The following is a 23,201-nucleotide window of genomic DNA, read 5'->3' on the forward strand; positions in this document are numbered from 1 at the left end:
TTCATAACGATGAGCTATAGTCTACTATAGTTCGCCGTTATCAAAATAATCTCAGCTATCTTAGATTAGAGTTCAATTGGCAAGTAAATTAGCACAATGAAATTTAGACTGAGATTTGACTTGCCATAATTCTTGTCCTTACATCGATTTAAAATATAAAAATAATCCTAAAAATCATTTTTTTACAGTGTGCTTGTTAGGTTTAGCGCTAATCTGAGCCATAAAATTAAAATAAAAAACTACCTCTCTTTATTTTTAACATTCTTCTTTAAATAATTGATTTAATCCCTCTTGATAGGTTGGATACTTAAGCTTAACTTTTAATTCACTTTTAACTTTAGTGTTAGATACTCGACGATTATTGTTGTAAAAATGTGTTTCTTGAGGTGAGAGAATTGCGTCCCCATAATCGATAAGGGGCAAAGGAGCTTGATTTAGTAAAGTACACGCATACTCATCAATAACATGAGAAGCAATTGGCCTATCATCAGCAACATTATAAATAGAATAGGATTTAGGATATTCTAATGAAGCAAGTAAAATAGATACAATGTCAGAGACATGGATTCTAGAAAAAAATTGCCCACTTTTATAAATACTTAATTTTTTTCCAGCTTTAATACGACTTATAGCATTTCTTCCTGGACCATAAATGCCTGCCAATCTAAAAATATGCAATGGCAGTTGATATTGCCTTGCAAATGCCATCCAGGCTTCCTCAGCATTTAATCTTAAAGTGCTTTGGGCATCTTGTGCTAAACAAGCTGACTCTTCATTTACCCAACTACCTTGATGATCACCATAAACACTTGTAGAGGATAAATAGCCTAGCCATTTTAAATGGTGACTATTATCTTTAATTAAATCGCTAAAATCAGACAATACAGGATCACCTAACGGTGTTACTGGCGGAATACTTATTAGAAGATGAGTTGCTTCTTTTAGATAGGCTGAAATTTCATCAAAATGATAATTAATAAGAGAATAAACTGACTGTGTATGAATTGAAATTTTTTGCTTATTCCGGGTAGTGCCAATGACTTTAAAGTTGCGATTAATTAAAGCATTTGCTAAAAACTGGGCAGTATAACCGAAACCAAAAATAAAGAAACAGCCGCTAGTAGAACCTGAATTTTTCATAAAATAATTGATACGTAAACTTAATTTCGACTATTAGTTTAGACAAAACAATGAATAAAAAGATACTTTAATTTAAATTCTCAATTAGATTCAAGATCGGTGTCGGGTATGAGCCTATAGCCGTCAAACTAAACATTTTTCTTTTATATCATCTACGTTCCGCAGCTTGTCCGCTCACCTTGTCTACTTCCCGCGACTCGTCCGCGAGATCCAGCGATATAGTGAGATTCTGGATTCCGCGAACAAGTCGCAGAACGTAGGCGCCTATTAAAGCGAAACGTAGCCAAGATTGAGGGGCTTTATGAAAAAACAATGGCAAAATTCCTTAGCCTGACGGCTATGGGTATGGCCCGCCAATTAACTCATTACTCCTAATTAATTGGAAAAGAATTATTCTCTGCATTTCTATAATCAGGAAAAGAAGCATGCATATGCGTTATTTTCCAAGCGCCATCTTCTTGTTCAACGATCAAAGTACCCCGCAAGTGCTCAAATAAATAATTCTCATTGGCAACTTTAATGCGCGCATTACAAACTGCAGCAGCCCACAAAGCATTATCAGGCGTTGGCACAAAACGTACAATTTCTATTTTAGAGTACTCTGACTGGCTCCAATCTCTCCTTAATTGTTCTTCGATTTCCTTTAACCCTACTCGATATTCATCAAGGCCTGAACCCCAAACATTAGCTCCCTTTGTAAAAAGGCTAAGTGTCAAAGATAAATCACGCTTTTCATAACCATCGCAAAATTGTTCAAATAAATGTCGTGCAGGTTTATTAGCTAATATCTTCATCAAACTCTCCAAGATTAATTTTATTCCTGGCTGAGTTTAATAGGTAAATTTTTTTTGTCTGTCCGTTATAAATACTTACAACTAGTAAATCTTCTAGATAGCAGAACAAGAATACAGCATACGTTCTATCTCGTACCAGGAAGAAAATTCTGTCCTTTGTTTAGCACGCATTAAATAAGTCTCAACTGTTCGGTGGGAAAGATCGAGACATTTTGCAATTTGTTTATGTGTCGCTCCTTGTAGCAATAATCTTAAACAAGTTAACTCTTGAGTTGTAATATAAGTTGATTTAGTTTTCCCCTCCACAATAATTCGACCCTGAGGCAAGCAGATATCTTTATAATTCACATCACGATAAGCTATAGGAAGTCTTAAAGGATTTTTGTTTAGTAACATTATTAACTCTTTATTTTGTAATTCAAAGTCAAAAATAAATTGCTCTATGACTTTAAATTTATTGAGATAGAATGCGCCAGGATTTGAGTGCTCGTAAGGGAGTGCGACAGCAATCATATCGTAATAATTTTTGTTACGCCTAACCAATGTAAGCCCATTATGAAAATTATATTTTTCTCGAGCAATTTGCACCGGCATACTAGGTAACTCTTCATCCCAAAAAAACCAATATGAATGGGCTTTTTCATGTTCATTAGAAAAGGAAGAAAAGACAACGGGCTCATTTTCAATATGTTGAAAATATTCAAATAAACCTGTATCAGTGCTTAGGCAATTTATAGAACCATCAGCAAAGCATCGTAAATACTGAAAGTAGTTAAAGCCAAATGTATTTAAAAATTTTTTACTTACTTCAAAAACTTTATTCTTTAGTAGAAAGATTGGATGGTTTAAATCGATTTTTAGGGACATTAGTAAGGATTTTATTACAGATTAAAAGAATAGTACCAAGCTTAAATTATGTATTCAAGTTATAGGTTTTGGCTAAATAATCGCTCTGAACCATTTGAATTAAAAAAGGAGATAACATCCTTGTTTTATTCTTATCGTTAACTGTTTAGACTCTATTATTTTTATTAGTTTTTTTTCTTTCTTCTAAGTGAAAGAGTCTATAAATAGGCATATAAATTTAACCTATTTAAAAACATCCTTGCTTTATTTTTTTTTCCAGTTTTACTTAACTCTTAGTTATTTTTATTATCGGTTAAATAAGCATACTTAACAGCTTGAAAGTCGTACTTAAGTAAATAACATCCCTATCTTTCTTCTTCTTAATTAGTTTATTCTTATTACTTATTTTTATTGTTTTATTTTTATTAACTATTTCCCTTTGAATTTTACTAAGCTTTTAATTATTTTTATGAGCTAGTTAAGTAAGTTCATTACGTCCTTTTTTATTATTACATTTGAAATTTTATACCTTCACATTTAGCTTCTTCTTTTGGCTTCTGTGCTTCATTTACTACCACAAGCTGTACAGGCTTTCTAAATATTATTTCAAATTGAGTCAAAGAAATTGGTTTTCCATGACAATTAACTGCCACAGGTTGTTTTATAGGTCCTAATAATCCGTCAATTAATATTCCTTTATTAAAGAGTCGCTTTATCACTTCCCATAGCTGATCATCATGAGGAAGAAAGTATGTCGTAATTGATTTTATCTGGTCAAACACTACTTTATAAAAATCGTCATGAATCATCACCCCATGTTTTTTTGCTTTATTTAAAGTTGCCTCCTTCCAAGCTTCAAAGGAGGTAACGGCTTGGCCATCTCCAAGAATAAGATCGCTATTATCATTCATCACCTTACTTACAGCACATAAGATGCCTCGACAAGTACTTGCAAGGTTTCCAGGTGGAATTAAAGTACCCCTCATATCATTTGCATAAAAACGTTTCTCGCCCCTTAAATCATATAAGTTACACAGGTCTTTTGATTTTGCTGCAGTATTCACTATTGTAGTTTTTGTTTGACTAACTTGAATTACATCAGAAAGCTCAAACCCTCTAGCTGAGTAAATGACATCTTTACGAACATCCCACGTCATTATTTTATTATTTTTTATACATAAGCCGCGGATTATTAATCTGTCTTCATCATCTGCCGCAAAAAACTCTGCATCTTCTAATCGTAAAACGCAATCAAAATTTTCCATTGGGAGCTCACGATCACCTTTAGGGATAATATGAATAAGGTTTGTCTTACCTTTAAAATCTTGAATTGCCCAAATTGCACTTAAGCCAGAAGCCACTATAGCCATTGGGCTCTCAGCTAACTCCTTTTCCGATTTTTTATAAGCATTGCCAAAATGATTTAACTTAATTCCTGGAATTTCAATTAATTTTTTTCCAGAATGGATAACATGATAATCATGATGTGGAATAATTAACTTTTCTTCACCATTGACTACTATACTTAAACCATCTTTACTTTCTTTAACCGCTTCTACTTCATCTTCAATAATTTGAACACCCGCTTCTTTAAGTAGTTCACGTAATTTAGTAATGATATCCTTAATCATTCTAAAATTTAGCAGTTCATCATCTGGGTAATCAGGAAAAAGGTCATCAGCAACACAACGCATCGCCCTTGGTAAGTAACGCTTTGATTGGCCCCAAGGTCGATTCGCCCAAAGTTGCTCATTAATATTTTCAATCCACATCGGTGAGCTGATTATGACAACTTGTGTACCTTTTAATTTATATGGCTGTACCATTAAATTTTCCCAAATTGCTGCTAATGTTGCTACTCCACCAAAAAGACATAGTGCTTTTACTTGTGGCTGCGGTTGCTCTACCTTGCTTTCAATTTTGCTTTCAACTTCCACCTTTTTCAGTGGAGTATAAAAACTAAGTGATGCTGATATAGATAAATTAGATTTAAACTGTTGCAGCATCATCTCAAATGAACCTTTTACATAATCTTTTTTAATAGTTAACGTTTGCCGTTGTTCTGCTACAGATGTAAGCCTGGAGCCTCTACCAATTGGCTCTTTTACTGTAAACAGCCGTTTAGACAGGCTAGTGTTACTATTACTGCTACTATTACTATTACTGATCTGACTTCTACCTGTACTAATTCGGCCTCTAAGATAGATTGAATTTAAGCCCAAATACTCTCTAATTCTTTCCAATCTACTTTCTGTGGGTGTCGCCCTTTCTTTACTTTTACTTATTAGGGTCTGAATTATTTTCATTGTTCTTTCCTGCTTTAATTCTTATTGACTTTTTAAAACTATTGTTTTTGTTGTTAACAGGAAGAGTAACAATTTGACATTAACGTAAAATTTCTTTACCCCTAAATTTATTTATATCTTTAAAAGAATTGTTAATAGATAACGTAATTCAAGAACTACAGAGTAGGTAGGATAAAGATATTGAATGTTCTACTAATTTAATGTAAAATGTTTGACCAATATGATTAATTTATTTTAAAAATTTTACTTAAAATGCATGTCGACTTAGAGAGTAAGCACTTGAGCTTGCTTAATTTTACTACCTTTGTAAAAAACACCTGTACTATATTATTTAAAGCGATAGATATTAATCATTTTAGCTATATTGAAGCAGATGAAGAAGGTAATTATTTTTGGTTAGACAGTCATGCTGAATACTTGCAGCAGTGTATTGCGCAAGGACTCCTTAAAAATGTACCTATAAATATTTTAAAGACTTATCCTAAACAAGGTTTCTATCTTTTAGATACTTATCCTCAGAAGTATCTAAAAAATTGTGAGGCCATCTATAAGCTCTTGGAGGGTTTTAATTTCGGTCACTCATTTCGAGTGTTAGAAATCCTCAATAGTAAAGATAAAGTATTAAAACTTTATTGCTTCGACGCACCCTTAGAGAACACCGATATAAATCATATTTATTTAAATAATCTTGAAGCCTTATCTAAATTTAATAACTATTTTGATAGCCAATTAGCTACAATCCGACCACTTTTAACTAAACTTTCAATCTCCAATCGTCTTGAATTCATGCAGCGAATGAGTACCGCATTTATTAAGGAACCGATTTCCCTTGATATTCCTTTTAATCAAAAAAGCTTTCAGCACACACATTTAACGCTAAGAGAAAAAGAAGTACTATGGTGGCATATACGAGGTAAAACATCGGATGAAACAGCTTACCTCCTTGGTATTTCAAGACGCACTGTAGAGAGACATTTTGAAAATCTACGTGAAAAATATAATTGCAAATCCAAAAGCCAGCTTATTTTTAAATTAGCTTCTAGTTATTAAAATTAATAACAGTTACTTAAAAATTCATTTACTTAATGATACAGTTGTTTAGTAAACACCTATTAAATTATTAATAGACATTTTATCCGAAAGCTCTTTAAAAAACTTCATCCGCTTGTTTAGCAAGCTACCCGCTTTGTATACTAGATAAACTGTATATCTAGGCGGATTCTTAGGAAAATGCATTTGAATAACTGATTGATTTTCGATATAAGGCTGGACATACGTTTTGGGCAAACATGCCACCCCATAACCGCGCGCAACTAAATCAATTAACACATTAAAATCTGTAAAAGTAAGATAAGGCTCAATAAATTGTACTGTATCTAGTATTGAATCAATGTATTTTTTGATAAATGGCAAATCATTATTGTAAGCAAGCCAACGCAAAGAATGCAGGCTGGAGACAAACGTAGCGGCATTCGTTTGATCTAAATAATTCTTCCAGCGCTCAGTACCAATAAAGACTAAGTCATCGTCAAATAATCTAATAAACTTCAGGTTCGGATAATCAAATTTTACGGAAGTAATTCCAAAATCTATTAAATTATCTTGCAATGCGTCAATTACTTCTTGATTGTTATTTATATAACCGACTCTAAGCTTAATTTCATGCTCAAGACAAATACCTATTTTAGGAGTTAATATCTTTTGTGCAAACTCATTGATGCAACCTATTTTTATTATACCTTCTCGAGTGTTGGTATATTTTGAAAAACTATCAATAGCACCTCTTAATTTATAAAAAGGCTCAGAAACTAAAACAGCTAATTTTTTAGCAGCAAAAGTAGGCTTAATATATTTACCTTCACGCGTAAAAAGTGTCTTACCTAAATAAATTTCAAGATTCTTTATTTGAGTTGACACAGCTGCTTGTGTAATATTTAATTTCTTACCAGCTTTAGAGAATGAACCAAGCTCATAAGCAAATAAGAATGACTCAAGATTATTGTAAAACTTCATCACTAATACCTTTAAGGCCTCTCAGTTGTTTAGTTTTCAATCAAGTTGCGATTTTAATTAATCTTGGCCAAAATTAATATGGGTAATTTTACCCATATTTATTAATATAAAAATTTTTATTGAAGAAAAAGCTTAAAAATTTGGCTTAAAAGTAGAAGTATTATTTTCTGAAGGCAGAACTTTTTCTATTTTTTCTACCTTACCAAGCTTAGTAACATCTCGATGGATATAGAAAAATGGCGAATTTGTATCAGGAGTCGCTGTTTTCAAGCATTGAATATCTTCTTTTAAAGTGAAGTGAGCAAATCTAGAATAAAAATCTTTAGCCATGGTCTGAAAAAAGTCTTTTTCCTTTGAAGATAGTTTGTTAAGCGTTTCTTTCTTATAAAGTGGATAGGCATCAAGAAGGAGATGTTCATCAAAATGCATATCTAAACCGGTGAGTGTAGTACCTTTTTTAAGTGTTGTGATTTCAGCATTTACATTCCTCTTTTTCAATTCTGCAAGTTGCTGGGCTAAGTAGGATGAGCTATGCGGTTTTCCAAATTTGCTTGTTGATAGAGCCCGACTAAAGAAATTAGGAGCTCGTCTATAAGTAGGTTCAATCAGTATCGAAGTTAATGTTTTGAGCATAATTTTCTTCCATTGCTAAAGTAATTGCATTCTATTTTAGCCATAAGGCCAATATAGATAACACCATGACAAATAAAAGTTCAAGATATTTTTTTGTTTTTATATCTAATCCAATTATTTCTACTTGAATAACTTATTTAAATAATTTCATTATCAATGAGATAAAATAAAATGATAAAGCAGTAAAAATAATTTAGAGATAATATAAACAGTTTAATAATGAGCTTTCAGTAGCTGAAATAAACTGAATTTTTTGAACCTGTTAAAATCTAATTATAATTTTTGCAATAGAGATTAAAACATTAATCGTATTGATTTATATAAATAGTTTAATAGGATGAATTTATCCGTCATTCCTCTTATGGAACAGTTTAACTATTAGAACTTAGCTTTATACCAAGCAAATAATATAAATCAGTCTCTCGATAAGTATTCACTAACTAAATAAAAGGATTAATTAACTTACTTAGCGCTGTGAATTTGCAGCCGGAAAGTAAGAATCAGCGCAACTATTACCAATAGAGTACTAATTAAAAAAGGCAAATGAATATTAAAATAACCAAAAGGACCTGCTAGTAAACCTGCAAGAGTCCACGCAATAGCAACAAACGCACCAGAAACCCCCATAATCCAGCCTTGTTTATCCTCACCAACGGCATCTGAAAAAAGTGTAAGTACTAAGGTATAAGTAATAGCCATAGAGCCAATTATAAAGGGGCCTGAAATCCACTGAATCGCCTCAAAAGGAATTGAAAGTGCAAGTAACAAAGCAATAGTGTTCATGCTGAGGCAGAGCAATATTATGTATGAGGGTTTTTTAAGGTATTTTAATAACAACTTTAAAACAATCATTAAGGCAAGGGCAAAAGCTATACCTAAGTAAGCTATAAATAGGCCAATTTTATTCGGAGTGAATTTAAACTGCTGAAAAAGGAACCAAGAAATAGATTGAAAATATAATGTCCATCCAAACATAAAAAAGAAAAGTAAGAAGGAAAGCAGGCGGATTTTAAGGTTAGTAAAAGCTTCCTTTAACAGTGTAAATCCCTCAAATAAATTTAATTTGACTGGATTTGTTCTTATAAAGGTCTCAGGAAAAATTAACCAAAGAATTAAAGCATTAATAAATGCGAGTAAGGCTGCTGCTTCAAAAGGAGTAGCATAAGTTAAACCTTTAAAGAAATTCGGATCAGAAAGATAACCGCCCACTAAGGGTCCAAAGATCATGCCAATACTTATTGCAACAATAATATAACTTAAATTAACAGCTTTTTTATCCTCAGGACTAATATCAGCAATAGCTGCTTGCGCAATGTATTGACTACCACTAAAAAAACCAGCACTTGCTCTGCTAAATAAAAGTAAAATAAGACTTCCAAGGTTAATGGCAATAGCTGATAAGACAAAACTTGCTGCTGAACCTAGTAAACAAAGAAGAAGAGTTGCTTTCCTACCTAATTGATCTGAAAGCGCACCTAATAAAGGAGCTCCAAAAAACATAAAAAGAGGGTATAAAGCAAGGCATAAGCCAAAAAGAACATCGCGTGTACCCTTGTCCATTCCTGTAGAGATAAGGTTGCTGGTAGGCTCCATAAATAAAGGAGTTAGAATAGGAAATACAAATGTAATACCCATTTGATCAATAATAATTGCTAAAAAAAGGCTTCCAATGATCACAATTGGATTCGACTTTGAAGACTTATTAATGGGCATACTCTTCCTAAGTGTTTATCTCCATAGTTATAAAATAACGTTTTTTTTAAAAAACACAAGAAAAGCGCCTAATTTAGATTAGTTAAAATTATTTTTATTAAGTTAAAAAGAGCAAGAAAGTAATGATTACTTAAGAGTATAAAGAAAGTTTAATGACTATTGAGCTTGAAAATCTTTTTTAAATACAACTCAAGCTTATCCCAACGAGGTGGCATACTCCTAAAGCCAATAATACGATCTGGGCGAATTAAATAGAGACACTCACTAATTGCGCCATAACGCTTATGAATTTTATTTTCCTCATCAAAAATGACTCTCGTATCCCATTGAACCTTGAACTCACACTCTTTATCGATAACTAGATACAGGTTTATCCATAGATTATACTGATGTATATTTTCTAGAATGGTATCAATTTCTTCCGTTATATCAGCCGGAAGAGTACTTTTAGATAAAAATATAAATAAACCATGTCTTCCGGCTAGTCGGTCTGCAAACAGCCATTGTACTGGTCCTCCCTTATTAAGCACGGCTGCATAGACATCTGGCGCTCTTTCACCTACATGGAGGCCCTTAGCAAACTTAACCCACTCTCGTAAACAGGATTTATCTTGACCTCGGTGTCGAGTGAATGGCCAATGAATAGGGGTTCTTATATATTCATCAATGATTGAGCTTTTAGTTATACGTACATTAGATTGCGATAATAAACTCCCAAAATAGCGTCTTACAGGTCCCATTTGCATCATCAATCCTGTGACATGATCACGATACTCTCTCGAAAGAGGTCCTGTCATCGCAAATGACTTTTCGTTTAAGTCAGACAGCAACCTGGCTGATTTTATGGTTTGTTTCTGCTCCTCCTCATAGCTATTAAGCAACCCATCAGCTGCAACACCTTGACATTGCAAGGCTAACTTCCAACCTAGGTTCCGAGCATCCAATAAACCTGAATTCATACCTAAAGACGTTAAAGGGCTAACTTGATGAGCAGCATCGCCACACAAAATAATCCGCCCTTTCCTTCGATTATTAACTAATTTTAAATAGGTATGGAAATGTGATATCCAACGCGGATCTGATAACTTACCAGGGATAGGAGATAGCGCATCAAAATAATTTTGTAGTTCATTAAGTGTGGGCTGTTGACCTTCCTCATAATTGCCTGCTTTAGGAAGTGAAATAAGGACTCCCCACCGATTATCAGGTAAACACCCTAGCGACGCAAAACCCTCGTTTGCCAAAAAAATATACCAATGCTTAGGATTAAAGTCACCCTGTACTATCACATCAGCTACAATATAATGTGAAGGATATTTTTTACTTTTATTGACAGTAAACCTAGCTTGTTTTTGTACTAAGCTATGCGCACCATCACAGCCAATAAGATAACGGCAATTGATAACTTCTTCTTGCTTACCTCTTAGATTTGCTTGAACATATTCACCTGCATCTATAAAGTTCTTTAATTCTACTTGCCATTCAACTTGACTACCTAATTGATTTAATAGCTGCTCTTGAAATCTTTCAATATAGTTTTGGCCTATTAAAAAGTAGTTTGGATACTTTGATTCAATGCCTGTCCAAGGAGCATGAGCAATCATTTTACCCTCAGCATAAATAACAAGAGCTTGCGTTGCATTACCAACATGGGTAAAAGGAGAGGCATAACCAAAATCATCAAATCCTTCCAGAGCTATTGAAGAAAGCGCCGTTGCCTTAATGATTTGAGATGTTTGTGATTTTTTATCAATAATCCGAAAATTAATTTTTTGACGTGCTAATTCTAAGGCTAGCATCAAACCAGTCGGGCCGGCACCTACAATAAGTACATCAGTTACTGACGCCATAAAGTTAGCCTCTATCAAACTTATTCTATAAGTTTAGCTTATTGCCATCTAAATTTAGATTCCATGGCCTACTTATCTTTTCTTTAGATTCTTCAATACTTATTGATTCAATTCATTGTAAGTTAAGAAATTTTTAAATACTTCCTCATTATATAAGTTGTATAGCCTTTAAAATTTCTCGGCAGCGTTGCGATGGTACTGTATCCTAACTTTTCATAAAATGGTTTTGCTTGAAATCGAGCTGGATAATAACTGTAATTTAAATCCTACTAATTATTACTCTATCGACAACCATTAATTTAATAGGTTAAGAGCCTTCCAGTACAGGAAGACTCAAGTTTATCATTTTTGTTTATAGTTAGGCCCAATACGGAAATTTTAAAGTTGCAGTGCACTTTGCTGGCTTTCCTCATCTTGCAAATGATGTTCTTCTTTAATCTTCGTTAAATCTGCTTTAAAGAGCTCACCATTGGTTTTAAACAAATTAAGCGGTGATTTACCAGTTAAAGCGTAAACTATACCTATTAAAGCCAGTCCGGGGATAATCCCTGTAGCTAAGGTAGCCGCAATAATTGCCACCCCGGCCATAAAGCGTTTTGTGGATATATCTTTATTGTTTTGAATCATCTCTATATTAGTAAATTGCTTTCCTGGCTCTTTCTTATTAAGAATCGCAAAATACTCTCTTATCTTATTTTGATCTTTTTCTTGGCTATATAATAGAATAAGAAGTTTTGCAATAACTTCATGTATTTCTCGGTTTTTTGGCGAAAGACTCTCTTGATATTTTTTTGTAGCTTCTATAAGTTGAATTATTAATTTAAACTCTTCTTGATTATCAGAATCTATCACGCCTACATTAACGTCACCTGTGTCTTGCTCTGCGTTGATGTTAATGTCGTCATTAAGATTAGGAGCCTCAATTTCTATTTGAGGAGAAGATATATTTTTTTCTTTTTGTTTTCCTTCCTTAGAGGTTAAGTTATCATAATTCTGTACTTCTAGTTTTAGCTCTGTAGTAAGAATATCTTTCTTTTTGGGTTCTAGACTTTGCTTACTTACCTTATTTGCATTATCTCGGTTATAAGCAATGGCATTTCTATCTGTACTAAGTGGTTGCTCACAGTAGGCCTCTGGAGTTAAGGCGCATTGTTTTCTAAATTCAGTGCCTATGTTCTCTGCAACATAAGTTGAGGCTAGATGACCGCCGTGACCATCATATACACCAAGTAGAAAAGCAGGCGTTTCAGATGTAAGGGTTTGGATAGCAACAGTGATATTATCAGTGGATAAACTTTCTTTTGCTTTCTTAACTAAAGCTTTGGCTATCTCTGCTTCAGATAAATTATTATTTTCCTTTAGAATCTCTTTTAAAGCTTCTTGTAGAAACTCTTCATGTCCTTTTTTTGTTTGATCACTAGCACCATCAGTAAAACCATCACAGGTATTAATAATTTGTACTTTTTTTATTGCTTCTGGACTAACATGAAATGTTTTAGCAAGATCATCAATGCTGGTAATATCAATAGTTGCTTCGGAACATACCCCACTTCCCTTAAGATTTTTATCGCCAATCGCCCTTGAAATATTAAGGCTACCATCGACTCGGCCAAAGACAACAAAACCACCTGCATCAGCGATACGTATATTTTCCTTGGCATCATCTGGTTTATGCGTTACTGAGTTTAACCTAACTACACCTAGAAGCTGATTATCATTATCATAAACCGCTGCAAAGGATGCCGCATCTGCTAAGAGTGCTGTAATTAAATTACCTTTTCCGTCATAAATAGTTGTAGCTGCAGTTGTACCATCATCATAGTCACTCTGTAAAACTTGTTCGTCTAAAGCACGATAGGTTGTCCATAACCGTTTACCAATATCTTCGGGGGTTAATGAATTTAAAGCGTTATCTACGGTTTCCCAAGCCAGAGCATCCTCTTGTTTCCTGCGATATCTTGCATTTTGAATTTCAAAATAACCAAATGGCTGCTCGTTATCCTGATAGAAGACATTTTCAGCTTGTGATGGATCGTATTTTTTAGGATGGGAAATAATTTTTGGCATAAGTTATTCTTAGAAAAAATTTTTAGCCGAACTTATCACAAAACTTATATCTAATAAACATTAAAATCACAATTTGCACAGAAAATAAGATTTTGCTAAAAGAAGAAGATAGATATTTATGACATAACATTAGCTATTAATCCTAAAATTTAATAAATTAGATACCATCACATTTGCAAGGTAACACATTAGATTGATAGCCTATTAATCACTTAGACAATGCTAACCTTCTTTTAAATGATATTTTTTGATTTCTAACTTTGCCTTTGCTAGTGGTCTTAACTTAATTTGCGCTGTTATCTAGAGTTCAAAACCTGCTGTAGTAATATTTATTGATTGATCTGAATGATGAATTTTATGAAAATACCAGAAGCTTCTAGGCACCGCGGTCAAGCCGCGGTAGTAGAAGAAAATTTTATACCTAATTACATAGTGTATTGCACACCAAGCGCCAATATATAATTTTTGTTATCTAAGCCAGCTGAATTAGGAATATATGAGCGTATTCCTGACTCGTTATCCCTAACTTCAGTATTTGCCCTAGTATGGCCATAATTCGCATAAGAAGCTTCAGCAAAAACCTTAGTATTCTTAGTAAAGTAGTATCCAGCATTAATTGTAAGCGAGTGATATTTTGCTTTATTTCCCCATTCTTTAAAAGTTAAATTACGTGAGTAATGCTCATCATTATCTGCTGCTTTTACCCAATTACTTAACTTTAGTAATAAGTTCAGTTCAAAATTGTTTATTGCATATTTTCCAGCAAAGCCCACGTAAGGTGTTTTAAATATTTGTCGGTATCCTATTCCAGGCTCATTATCTTCAAAACAGCCAACCTGGCGGCCATTTTCATATATGAAGCATCCGCCTTTTGCTCTAAAACTAAATGAGTTTTTTTCATAACCACCGAGGAGGCCTAATTTGTAGTTTGACTTGTTAAGCAGCCAAGTCTGTAGATTTACATCAATTCCGTTAGCGTTATTAAGATGGGTATTCTCATGATAAGACCAATGTGTCCAATGCAATTGGTTATTATTTAACCAATCATAATCGTCCATAAACCCATTACCTTTGGCCAATGTTGCCCAGCCCTTGCCATTGATACTAAGCCAAGGCCTTAAATCATAGTTTAACTCAGCTTTAGCTATTAATGCGTTATCTATCCTCCAGTCTAATTGACTTAGTTTTTTATTCGTATCTTCCTGATATACATACTCATGCGATTCCCCAGATAGATGGCCTAGCGCAGCATTTAATGATAAGCCTTCAAATTTATAGGCTGTACTAGTTTCATCAAAAGCACTTGCTGTAACGGGTAATATGCTTACTAACGACATCATAGCTAAAATGCTTGGTTTTCTTCTCATAGCTGCTCCCAATTTTATTGTTAATTGAACTACTTGAATCCCTTGCATTTGAGGTTGGATTAAGAGAGGCTAATTTTTGCTGAACGTTACATTAGCGAAGAAAACTTAAGGTTTTATTAACAAGATGATGTTTTTAGTCTTTCTTTAACTAGTTTATTTATATTTTTATCTAATTTATTAAAGGTTTGTTGATACAATTAACTTTTCTTGCAAACTAATTTGAGCAGACCAACGTTATGTATTGCTTAATAAGAAATTTGCAACCAAAGTATAAGCCGTTATAATAGCGAAATTAACGCCATATTTAGATAGGAAAAGTTATAAAAAGAACAAGATCTTAATTAAGTTTTATTTCTTTCTTTATTGGTAGCAAAATTATTTGATGTACACACATAATTTTTTTTCAGTAAAAATACGTCCTATTCAAGCTAGGATTGCTAAAATCAGATTAAATGCAAACTTAAGCCTTACTGCTAATGAAGATACCTTATTAGCTAAAAATGCTTATAAAGGGTGGTTTAGTCAAACAAGAACTATTTTAACTGAACTTGAGAAAGAAGAGACTAAATTAACCATCTATGAAGTATTAGCCTATCAACAGAGAATAAGAAAGCACTTACAAAAAATAGGTAACAAAAAAAGTAAGATGCACGCCGATAAATGCAACGTTCTTCTTACCATTTTAGGCGATTTAAATACTTTAATGAGTCTTAAGAAAAAAGAGTTATTTCATACCTTAGCCAATTTGGAAGTTATATTTTTAGCCAATAAAGATCGTTTTTCCGATGAAGAAGTTAAGGATTTCCGCAAGCAGGTACGTCAAATACAGAAGCTTTTTAATCCACGTTTTGTACACCTTCGAATCTATCTAAATAAAGTAAAGCTAGTTATAGAACATTTTATTGCCTTTACTCGAGAAAAAGTAACACACTCTCTACCAGAGAAAGAGAAAACCATTAATTCAGCACTTGGCAAATTAATATTTATTCTAGAAGATAAATTACAGTCAGATTGTATGCGGCTATTAACTAAAATTAAAGATACTATTAATATTCATCAGGATAATAAATTATTTGTCGATTTGGTGAAAAACCATAAACAATTATTCATTATTTCTTCTAGCAATCCAGTAGACGGTTGTCAATTTTATTTATTAATAAAAGCTTTTATGGAAGATTTAAAAGAGCATATGGAGAATGCACCCACACTAGAAACTCGAAAATTTGTTGAGGAGCAATATAGACAATTTCTTAAAAAATTTCAAAAAATACAAAAAAATAATAACTATTATATTAGTTATAAACAATTTAATGATATAAAACATAATCGCTTTACCGCGCCTGAAATTAGACGTGCTCATGCACCAGCCCGCTCAGAAAATGAAGTTATTCATTTTCTAAATGCCTATGAAGATATGTCAGTGCCTAAAGAGCAACTTAAGGGTGCTTTCCCTTCCATTATCAGAAGTATTCAAAATGCAAAATATGTCATTTGTATAGAAGGCTGGGAAATTAATTTACATCTTGATTATTTACGACCAAAACTTAAAACAATAAAAGAACATGAAGCCTCACCCTTTACTTTAGGAAAAATTTTAGTTCAGAAAGCAATAGATAACCCCAACTTAGTGATTGCTATTAAAGTATGGGCACAATTTTGGGACAATAAGTTAACTTATCATCACGATTCTATTGCCTATTTAGATTCGATTGCACGAGCAAAAGGACTTAAAAATGGCCTAGCCGATCTTCCTAATTTACAATTCCGCGCAGTTAATCATACTTATAATTTTAATACTCATCATGCAAAAGCGGTCATTACAGATGCGGAATTTACTCTGAAGGATGGTAGTAAAAAAAGAAAACTAACAGCATTTTATGGTGGGTTAGATCTCGCTCATGAGCGTATGGATGATGCAAGTCATTCAACTCAGAGAGCACCTAATGCTTATGGCTGGCGAGATGTCCATCAACAAGTCATTGGCCCTGTGGTTGCAGATATATTTAACGATTTCGTTTCTGCATGGCAAAACGCCAATAATGGAAGATTAAAATACTGGAATAAAAGAACAAAAGATAAACATCATTATTATAGTTTAGAGCGTTTCTGCCGCAATTTAGGGCATACTCAACTTCTTAATTATACAGAACTTCGCCGACCTAAAGCGTTATGGCAATCACAGCTTTTACGCTCTACCATGGCTGCTTCCCATGGTAATTTCTGGGCGGCTCTAAAACCTTATGAAAGAAGTATTGCTTTAGGTTATAAAAATGCGATTGCTGAGGCTAAACACTCTATTGAGCTAGAAACACAATATTTAATAGGCGGTCCAGGAATTCACGCTAAGCCAGAACATGCAGCTTTTAACCCTATTCCTCAAGCCTTAGTAGATAAGATTGTAGAACGATTTAGGGCAAAGGTCCCTTTTCATGTTTTTGTCACTTTACCCATGTTACCCAATGTCAATAGCGCTCCGGGTAAATTAGAAATGGATTCTATTAGGACGCTTCAGTGGTTAACTATAAAATGGATAATGAATGAAATTGAAAAACGGACAAATAAGCCTTGGTGGCATTTTATCTCTTTCAATTTCCTGGCTCAATGGTATAGCCCAACAGAAGAATATACCAAACTGGCATCAAAAGTAGATGTATCTAGAAATGAACTCATCGATGCAGCCCAACGTAGCCCAGTTTATGTTCATTCTAAATTTTTAACGGTTGATAACCATTTAATGATTTGTGGTAGTGCTAATGCAAATGAGCGTAGTATGCGAGGCAAAGGCGGAGATAGTGAAATCGCTGTTATCAATCGACCTGAAGCAGGCTATGAAGCAGCATGCCAAGAACAAGTTATTGCCCAACGTACTCATAACTACCGAGTAACTCTGGGAGAAGATTTTGTTAAAATTTATCCGCAAAGTGTCATTCATCCTGAATTATATGCACAGCAAAGGCGTCAGCAAGCACTGTCAAACCTCAAAGCGTTTACTTCTAATAGTGTGCACCTAGATAGTAAGCCTGCAGCAAGTAAACTTATAACTTGGCCCTTTGTTTACTCTGAAGAAACGGGACATGTGGGAGAATATCAGTCTGGGTACTCGCATTTGATAGATACACCTAAAGGCGAGGAAGAGCAGGATTATTATCATTGGTATCCGGAATATTTTCCCAAAGCGCTACATACCTTAGCAAGATTCGATATAAGAATACCTTATTGATTATTTATCCTTTATGAAGGAGATTATACAGCAAATTAAGAACTGTTAGCTTTAAATCTTGCTTTATTTTAATTAAAGCCTAAATAACTTTAGGCTTACTAAAATTATCTAGTAATATTATTTAGCAACTAATTAGGAAAAAATCCTATTTCTAGTCTAGTAATTACATGGAATTTACATTATTTATGATTAAAGTTAACTCAATTAGAGTAATTTTATGCTAAAATGTGTCTATGTTGTCTTGTGTTGTAGATTTTTATGCCTATATCTAATGTCCCTGAACAAAGATTACTTTATGCAGCAGGAAAAGGATTACCAAAAACTGTAGCCGAAATCTGCCGGAAAAGAAAAGACCAGCAACTTCTAAATATAGATACAATTGATAAGGCAATAGAGGAAGCAATTAACGCTGGGTTGGTAGCAAAGCCTAGACCACCAAAGCTTGATGGCAAAGAAAAGCACTATGGATTTATTGAGGATTACGCATCTATTTTACAAGTGTTAACTGCACTCCGACTAAGTAAAATTAAATTTATTGCTGACTCCTTTTCCGAAATAAGAACCCTTAATCTTCCAGCAAAAAGTATTGATACACTGTTAGTAGAAATTACTAAGCTCGGAATAGATGAAGCAGAAAAAGGAAATGAGGGAAATGCAGAGCAATGTTGGCAAGCTTTAGCAGTTTTATGCTCTCTAAAGTTAGAAAGCTACAGCCCTAGTACTAAAGCTATTAATGAAGTCATAGAAAGGCTAGCTATAAATCAACAAAGCAAAGCACTTAGCATATTTATTAAGTTATTTGGTAGAGAAAGAGTTATAGATATAGCTATTAAGGCTGATGCTAGAGACGAATTAGCAAAATTGCTGGAAGAGTCCACTTGGGATAATCCACCAAGCCAAGATCAAGTTGACCAAGAATTTAAAAATCTTGTTACCGAGAGAGAATGGTATAAAGCGATTACCCTTTATTTTACACGAGCACCTAGTCCCTCACCAAAAGTCCTTAGTGACGTTTTACATATCGTATATGCACGAAATGAATGGGATACCATTGAATTACTTTTAAGTATTGGGGACCTTGAACATGATACCTTTAGTAAAGTCCTAATAGAGAGAATCCTGGAAGACGCGATTAGAGGAAACGAGTTTGCAATAGTTAAAAAGATTTTCTCAAAAGTTGATCCTGCTTCCATTTCTTATGAGCAGGCATTGAAGGTAGCAACCGATGAAAAAAGACAAACAGAGTTTGTTAGAGCTGTCCAAGAAGGAGAGGAGTCTAGAAGTAGAAAGAAGGTTAAACCTCATCTCCAGATTGCGTCTTCCGACGAATGCGATCGAGCCTTAAATTGCTTAGCACGTTTACAAGATTGGGACAGTGTTAGCCAACTATTAAAGAGCCATAAGCCTGGCGCAGAAGCTATAAAAATTGTGTTTAAATTAGCTTTTCAAGAAATACAATCTAAAAAAGTAGATTCTAAAGAGAAGTTATTTGCAGTAATCAAGCAACTTGTAATTTTAGCTGATAGTCAATCAAAATCAATCATTCCCAATAAAAATATAGCCAATGCCTTGTTTTATCAGGGCGTTCAGGAAGGTGATTTTGAGTTTATTAAGAAACTGTTGTTCCTTAATCCTGCAGCTCAACCTTCGAGAGCAACAATTTTAGAAGCCAAAGACGTAGTAACTAAAAGAGCAATATCTACTAGAATTTCTCCAGAGGATAAGTTAAAGGCTGAGTTAATGGTTAAGTTCCTGACTTTACAACTGATTTTTGCTGATGGCCCAGCAGATTTATTAGGAGGAATAAAGCGTGTACTGAAAACTTATTTGAATTTCAATGAGAATAGAAATTTTGGGCAAGATTATAATAATGAAATTCAGAGCCTCAGAGATATTGTTGCAACAGAAAATGATCCTCAGGCTTTAATTGAGAAGCTTAGCAATTTAAAAGAGCTTGAGAAAAACTCGGATTTTAGTCGATATAGGAACTTTATTGTAGAAAAAGTTAGAGGGCCACTTATTGCAGCTCAACCAGCAGAGAAAGGAGATCCAAGGAAAGATACATCTCGTTCTGAGATTTATTTTCAGCGTTTACCAAAAGCGTCTGAAATAGCACGAATGACTACGCAGATAGAATTAAATAAAAAATTAACTACAGCGGCTGAAAACCAAGAGTGGAAAACAGTTGCAACCCTTCTTAATTCACAACAGCAACCCAATTATCGTACTGCTAATCAATTGCTGTCCTTAGCAGCTCGAAATGGCCAATTTGGCATTATTAAACAACTTTTTAAGCTTGATATTTCCAATCGGCCAACTCAATTTCAATTAAATAAAATAATCCAGGAAGGCAAGTATTTAATGCGGGTAGCCGAAGAGGAGAAGGTAAAAGACAATATTGAACAATTAGTTCAATATTTAACCAACCAAAATCTTATCTATCAGGTAACTAATCCTCTTAAAATTATTAGCATAATACTAGAAAATTATACAAACACCTATGGAAAAGCTCGGAGCCAATTTTTTCCACCTCCTATCACTAAAAAAATACGAGAATTAATTAATACAATAAAACAAAACGAAAAGAATTCAAAAAATGACGATAAACTTGATGAAGTATTACGTGATTTAAATGCTTTACGGCAAATGTCTGATAAAGTAGGTGATAAAAAATTAACCAGATGTATTAATTTTATTGAAGAGCAAATACCTAAACCTAAACACCAAAAAAACTTACTAGAGATTCCAGTAGAATCTAAAGAGAAAGTTCAACACCAAGTTATGCCTTAGTAACCCCGGCCTTGCTAAATTTCTTAAATCAGTAAGATTTCTAGCAGGCCTATCCACGCTATGGATAAACACAGTATCACTATCACGAACATATGTGTTGATAATTCATTCCAGCCGCTGTTTATCTGCAGTACTAAAAGATCTAACTTATGGGCAAACTTCTAATACACATCGTAACAAAGATTATAATACAGTGGATATAAGCACGGCGTGACTTCAATAATTTGATTATCTCTTTCTATCGTATAACAATAACTAATTGAAAGCGTTTGTTTAAGCGCTGCATGAATAGTAAAAACTGAAACACCAGAATAGTCTGAATACTGCTCTAATAATTCCACTAATAGAAAAATAAGTCTCTTGTGTGGATTGTTTTTTGGCTCATCTGAATCATTCTGGATTTGCCCTAAAATAAACTGATGATTACCTAATTTAATTTGTTCATTAAGCCAGATAAAAAATTCTGGTAGATATTCTAGTAAGTCTAATTGTTCCTCACAATATAAATCAGAGCCCCTTCTCTCTAAATTGTCCTGATTTAAATCATTTATAGTGTTTATAGAAGGTTTATTTATTAATTCTAAATTACGAGAAGCTTTTCCTAAAGCCATGATATTACTCCAATAATGTAAAAATTAACTTGATTAGACGTTTATCCGTCCTAACCATTGTTTAGTGATATAGGCTACTTTTTAATACAACTTTTCCCTAATAGCTTGATTAAAAAAAGTGGATTTACTTCCAAAATTTCAGCTAATGTTTCAAATCAACATTACCTTGAAATAGGATATACTCAATTAAAGACGTCCGAGCCTCTTCTTTATTGGACTCAATATATTAGAACATTGGATATAAAAGAAAAAAATTATTTTATTTTCATATAAATTTAAGAACCTAATAATGACCAATTTAATCAAAAGTAATTCCTATTCATTGACAGCGTCATTTTTGAAGAACTAGAATCACATGCTTTTTATTAAATGTTACCTAAAGTACAGGCTGTTGCATTGATGTTTAGAGGTTGATGAAGGAAATGGATTAGTCAAATGTTTTTGGTCGGATATTCGGCAACGTTTTGCAGAAATAGAGCCAATGTTTACTAATATTGTAGATCAACTATCGCCAAGCCAATCTTACCCTCTTTATATTGCTTATTATCCTTATGGTGATACGGATGCTGACACATGCAGCTCCTTATTTCCAAATATAAGTGGTAACTACTACAGAATTACAGATCCTAATATTCCACAAGATATTCTTAAGCATCTCGGATATAGTGCAAATGGAACACCATTAGGCATGATTCTTGAGAAAGAGCTTGAGTGTTTTATCGATTTGAAAAATGAACAAATTACGATTCCTTGGCTCGTTTATAAACCTGGAGATATTTTTTCTCTTTCAACCATTCTAAATAAAAGAAAAAGTCATGTTTATACACCCAATGGATTGCTGTCTTCAACAGCTGGAGCACGCTCGACATTTATGCTACCTAATATAGGTGCAACAACAAATCATTCAAATTTACAGCGAGATTTTAATATTAAAAGTCGACCGGCAAAATCACTATATGAACATTGGCAGGTTTTTAGAGAAATAGTCCATAGTAAGGTAGTTGATGTAGATTGGCGTTGCTGTATTGTTTATTTCTCGGAAAATTGGTTAAGCAGTTTGCATAATGATGTGGGCTGGAAAACTTTAAAGCAATATTTGCATGAATTGGCGTGGTATCGATATGAGTATGAACGAAATAGAATTTATTATGATAGCAATTTTTCAATCATCCAAAAAAAACGCAATTTAAAACCTAATCCTTACCTTGTTGATACAGCGAAACATTTATTTGCTACGGCTTTAGGAGCAGTTCCCGGTTATGCCCCTGCAACCGATAATAATACGTTACCTGTTGATGTTTTGCAGCAAGCTTTTGTGGAGTCTTATGGCTTAAAAAAATATAAACCAACCATCATGCAGCCTAAACATTTTAACTTTGAAACAGATTATTTCCCAATCTACTATTCATTACAGCATCCTGCTACACGTGTATTCTCACCAAGATCCCGGCTAGCTTCCAGTACCATAAATGAAATGCGTGAATTGGAACACATCATGAATATTTTTATTGAAGAATTATCAAAAGATGGGGCGCTATCTTCTGATACGGTTATAGGCCAGATAGCAAAATTTGTTAAATTCAGCTATTTTCATAACGCTACTGATACCCATAATATACTTAGAAACTCTCTTGAGTTATTAAATCGTGACAGTAGGTTTAATGACACTTTATTCATGCATGCGCCAGAAGCCTTATTTGCAGCAGATGCTTCTTTCTTAAGAGGCTGTGTTAGTATAAGCTCTACTGAAATGCCAGCACAGAGAAAAACACATTGCTCCAATGAGCATGCTGCAATACCAGAGTAAATTGCCACCCCAATTCTGATAAATAATGCCACCTAATGTCAGCC

Annotated in this window: 15 protein-coding genes; 4 read left to right on the plus strand and 11 right to left on the minus strand. The window is 33.7% G+C overall.

What is annotated here, in order from left to right; translation table 11 throughout:
• Positions 1 to 255: 255 nt before the first annotated feature.
• The 4 genes from ACQUW5_RS09630 to ACQUW5_RS09645 form a co-directional block, all read right to left on the minus strand.
• Positions 256 to 1,140 (minus strand): SDR family oxidoreductase, encoded by an 885-nt coding sequence (locus ACQUW5_RS09630; RefSeq protein WP_444991030.1) that lies wholly within the window; start codon positions 1,138 to 1,140, stop codon positions 256 to 258.
• 371 nt (positions 1,141 to 1,511) lie between these two features.
• Positions 1,512 to 1,934 (minus strand): nuclear transport factor 2 family protein, encoded by a 423-nt coding sequence (locus tag ACQUW5_RS09635; protein WP_444991031.1) that lies wholly within the window; start codon positions 1,932 to 1,934, stop codon positions 1,512 to 1,514.
• A 93-nt stretch (positions 1,935 to 2,027) separates the two neighbouring features.
• Positions 2,028 to 2,801 carry a helix-turn-helix transcriptional regulator gene (locus ACQUW5_RS09640; RefSeq protein ID WP_444991032.1) on the minus strand — a complete coding sequence of 258 codons (774 nt, stop codon included), beginning with the start codon at positions 2,799 to 2,801 and terminating at the stop codon, positions 2,028 to 2,030.
• Positions 2,802 to 3,289: 488 nt separating this feature from the next.
• Entirely contained in the window at positions 3,290 to 5,086 is a 1,797-nt protein-coding gene (locus ACQUW5_RS09645; protein WP_444991033.1) for a hypothetical protein, read from the minus strand.
• Positions 5,087 to 5,365: 279 nt separating this feature from the next.
• Here ACQUW5_RS09645 and ACQUW5_RS09650 point away from each other — a divergent pair, with 279 nt between their 5' ends.
• The gene (locus ACQUW5_RS09650) at positions 5,366 to 6,136 is read left to right on the plus strand and encodes a helix-turn-helix transcriptional regulator (protein WP_444991035.1); all 771 of its coding nucleotides are present in this window, start codon (positions 5,366 to 5,368) and stop codon (positions 6,134 to 6,136) included.
• Positions 6,137 to 6,184: 48 nt separating this feature from the next.
• On the opposite strand, the gene ACQUW5_RS09655 is transcribed toward ACQUW5_RS09650, so the two are convergent.
• The 6 genes from ACQUW5_RS09655 to ACQUW5_RS09680 all read right to left on the minus strand — a co-directional run bounded on the left by ACQUW5_RS09655 (position 6,185) and on the right by ACQUW5_RS09680 (position 14,729).
• Positions 6,185 to 7,099 carry a LysR family transcriptional regulator gene (locus tag ACQUW5_RS09655; protein ID WP_444991036.1) on the minus strand — a complete coding sequence of 305 codons (915 nt, stop codon included), beginning with the start codon at positions 7,097 to 7,099 and terminating at the stop codon, positions 6,185 to 6,187.
• Between the two features lie 132 nt (positions 7,100 to 7,231).
• Positions 7,232 to 7,732, minus strand: coding sequence for a hypothetical protein (locus ACQUW5_RS09660; RefSeq protein ID WP_444991037.1), 501 nt, complete (start codon positions 7,730 to 7,732; stop codon positions 7,232 to 7,234).
• A gap of 462 nt (positions 7,733 to 8,194) precedes the next feature.
• On the minus strand, positions 8,195 to 9,445 hold the full coding sequence (locus ACQUW5_RS09665) for an MFS transporter (protein ID WP_444991038.1): 1,251 nt from the start codon (positions 9,443 to 9,445) through the stop codon (positions 8,195 to 8,197).
• A gap of 149 nt (positions 9,446 to 9,594) precedes the next feature.
• The gene (locus ACQUW5_RS09670; protein WP_444991039.1) at positions 9,595 to 11,295 is read right to left on the minus strand and encodes an FAD-dependent monooxygenase; all 1,701 of its coding nucleotides are present in this window, start codon (positions 11,293 to 11,295) and stop codon (positions 9,595 to 9,597) included.
• 378 nt (positions 11,296 to 11,673) lie between these two features.
• Entirely contained in the window at positions 11,674 to 13,362 is a 1,689-nt protein-coding gene (locus ACQUW5_RS09675; protein WP_444991040.1) for a PP2C family serine/threonine-protein phosphatase, read from the minus strand.
• A 425-nt stretch (positions 13,363 to 13,787) separates the two neighbouring features.
• Positions 13,788 to 14,729, minus strand: a complete 942-nt coding sequence (locus ACQUW5_RS09680) for an omptin family outer membrane protease (RefSeq protein WP_444991041.1) — start codon at positions 14,727 to 14,729, stop codon at positions 13,788 to 13,790.
• Between the two features lie 382 nt (positions 14,730 to 15,111).
• On the opposite strand from ACQUW5_RS09680, the gene ACQUW5_RS09685 reads away from it, so the two are divergent.
• Both ACQUW5_RS09685 and ACQUW5_RS09690 read left to right on the plus strand, forming a co-directional pair.
• Positions 15,112 to 17,949 (plus strand): hypothetical protein, encoded by a 2,838-nt coding sequence (locus ACQUW5_RS09685; RefSeq protein ID WP_444991042.1) that lies wholly within the window; start codon positions 15,112 to 15,114, stop codon positions 17,947 to 17,949.
• A gap of 258 nt (positions 17,950 to 18,207) precedes the next feature.
• Complete coding sequence (locus ACQUW5_RS09690; RefSeq protein WP_444991043.1) at positions 18,208 to 20,739, plus strand: hypothetical protein; 2,532 nt, start codon at positions 18,208 to 18,210, stop codon at positions 20,737 to 20,739.
• Between the two features lie 161 nt (positions 20,740 to 20,900).
• On the opposite strand, the gene ACQUW5_RS09695 is transcribed toward ACQUW5_RS09690, so the two are convergent.
• Positions 20,901 to 21,350, minus strand: a complete 450-nt coding sequence (locus ACQUW5_RS09695; protein ID WP_444991044.1) for a hypothetical protein — start codon at positions 21,348 to 21,350, stop codon at positions 20,901 to 20,903.
• A gap of 481 nt (positions 21,351 to 21,831) precedes the next feature.
• On the opposite strand from ACQUW5_RS09695, the gene ACQUW5_RS09700 reads away from it, so the two are divergent.
• The gene (locus ACQUW5_RS09700) at positions 21,832 to 23,157 is read left to right on the plus strand and encodes a hypothetical protein (protein ID WP_444991045.1); all 1,326 of its coding nucleotides are present in this window, start codon (positions 21,832 to 21,834) and stop codon (positions 23,155 to 23,157) included.
• Positions 23,158 to 23,201: the final 44 nt, after the last annotated feature.

The organism is Legionella pelazae, assembly GCF_052527395.1.

Coding starts and splice junctions, on each gene's coding strand:
- ACQUW5_RS09630 (WP_444991030.1), bottom strand. CDS start 1,140: ATGAAAAATTCAGGTTCTACTAGCGGCTGTTTCTTTATTTTTGGTTTC.
- ACQUW5_RS09635 (WP_444991031.1), bottom strand. CDS start 1,934: ATGAAGATATTAGCTAATAAACCTGCACGACATTTATTTGAACAATTT.
- ACQUW5_RS09640 (WP_444991032.1), bottom strand. CDS start 2,801: ATGTCCCTAAAAATCGATTTAAACCATCCAATCTTTCTACTAAAGAAT.
- ACQUW5_RS09645 (WP_444991033.1), bottom strand. CDS start 5,086: ATGAAAATAATTCAGACCCTAATAAGTAAAAGTAAAGAAAGGGCGACA.
- ACQUW5_RS09655 (WP_444991036.1), bottom strand. CDS start 7,099: ATGAAGTTTTACAATAATCTTGAGTCATTCTTATTTGCTTATGAGCTT.
- ACQUW5_RS09660 (WP_444991037.1), bottom strand. CDS start 7,732: ATGCTCAAAACATTAACTTCGATACTGATTGAACCTACTTATAGACGA.
- ACQUW5_RS09665 (WP_444991038.1), bottom strand. CDS start 9,445: ATGCCCATTAATAAGTCTTCAAAGTCGAATCCAATTGTGATCATTGGA.
- ACQUW5_RS09670 (WP_444991039.1), bottom strand. CDS start 11,295: ATGGCGTCAGTAACTGATGTACTTATTGTAGGTGCCGGCCCGACTGGT.
- ACQUW5_RS09675 (WP_444991040.1), bottom strand. CDS start 13,362: ATGCCAAAAATTATTTCCCATCCTAAAAAATACGATCCATCACAAGCT.
- ACQUW5_RS09680 (WP_444991041.1), bottom strand. CDS start 14,729: ATGAGAAGAAAACCAAGCATTTTAGCTATGATGTCGTTAGTAAGCATA.
- ACQUW5_RS09685 (WP_444991042.1), top strand. CDS start 15,112: ATGTACACACATAATTTTTTTTCAGTAAAAATACGTCCTATTCAAGCT.
- ACQUW5_RS09690 (WP_444991043.1), top strand. CDS start 18,208: ATGCCTATATCTAATGTCCCTGAACAAAGATTACTTTATGCAGCAGGA.
- ACQUW5_RS09695 (WP_444991044.1), bottom strand. CDS start 21,350: ATGGCTTTAGGAAAAGCTTCTCGTAATTTAGAATTAATAAATAAACCT.
- ACQUW5_RS09700 (WP_444991045.1), top strand. CDS start 21,832: ATGTTTACTAATATTGTAGATCAACTATCGCCAAGCCAATCTTACCCT.